1 protein-coding gene and 1 pseudogene are annotated in these 1,257 nt (G+C 43.0%); both read left to right on the forward strand.

Annotated elements, in window-relative coordinates; translation table 11 throughout:
* Window positions 1-128: pseudogene (locus tag ACKTR2_RS10060) on the forward strand (conjugal transfer protein); the annotation flags it as partial.
* Between the two features lies 1 nt (window position 129).
* Window positions 130-1,257: VirD4-like conjugal transfer protein, CD1115 family (locus ACKTR2_RS10065; protein WP_407884999.1), on the forward strand; the 1,128-nt coding region annotated here is incomplete at its 3' end.

Below are 1,257 nucleotides of genomic sequence, written 5' to 3' on the forward strand. Positions count from 1 at the left end.
AAGAATTAAGTGACCATTACTTTAGTATCAATACTAAAGACCTTACAACGGCGTTTAATAACAGTACCAAGGTAGAAATTCTCAAATCATTGGTGGATCGAGAAAAGTCAGCGAAAGGGGGAAATTAACATGAATGGGACAATTTTAGGGATCGTAGATAAACAGATCGTTTACCAGAATAACAGCACCAAACCCAACCGGAACATTTTTGTGGTCGGGGGCCCAGGATCGTATAAGACCCAGTCAGTCGTCATTACCAACCTGTTTAATGAAACGGAGAACAGTATTGTCGTAACCGACCCGAAAGGTGAATTATACGAAAAGACGGCCGGTATCAAACTAGCTCAAGGCTATCAAGTACATGTCGTCAATTTTGCCAACATGGCGCACAGTGACCGCTACAATCCCTTTGATTATATTCAGCGCGATATTCAAGCCGAAACCGTGGCAACAAAGATCGTGCAAAGTGAAAATGCCGAAGGTAAAAAAGATGTGTGGTTCAGTACCCAACGGCAACTTTTGAAGGCACTAATCCTGTTTGTCATGAACCACCGGTCACCAGAGCAACGAAATTTGGCGGGCGTAACGCAAGTCTTACAAGAAAATGACGTTGAAGCCGAGGAAAAGGGTACAGATAGTCCGCTAGATACCTTGTTTCTTGAGCTAACTATGACTGATCCAGCGAGACGCGCTTATGAGTTAGGTTTCAAAAAGGCCAAAGGGGAAATGAAAGCCAGCATTATTGAAAGTCTGCTGGCGACCATTTCGAAGTTCGTTGACAAAGAAGTGGCCGATTTTACCAGCTTTTCGGATTTTGATTTAAAAGAGATTGGCAACGACAAAGTGGTGCTATATGTGATTATTCCGGTGATGGACAATACCTATGAAAGCTTCATCAATCTGTTTTTCTCACAATTGTTTGATGAATTATACAAATTAGCCGCCGATCATCACGCTAAATTGCCCCACCAAGTCGACTTTATCCTTGATGAATTTGTCAATTTAGGGAAGTTCCCCAAGTATGAGGAGTTCCTAGCGACGTGCCGGGGGTACGGCATTGGCGTGACGACAATTTGTCAAACCTTAACCCAGCTCCAAGCCTTGTATGGCAAGGATAAGGCCGAGAGTACCTTAGGTAATCATGCCGTTAAAATTTGCTTGAATGCCGCTAATGACGTAACTGCTAAATACTTTAGTGATTTACTAGGAAGATCAACGGTGAAAGTGGAAACGGGAAGTGAAAGTACTAGTCACAGT

Origin of the sequence: Furfurilactobacillus curtus (assembly GCF_045862785.1) — a bacterium.
Taxonomy (GTDB): domain Bacteria; phylum Bacillota; class Bacilli; order Lactobacillales; family Lactobacillaceae; genus Furfurilactobacillus; species Furfurilactobacillus curtus.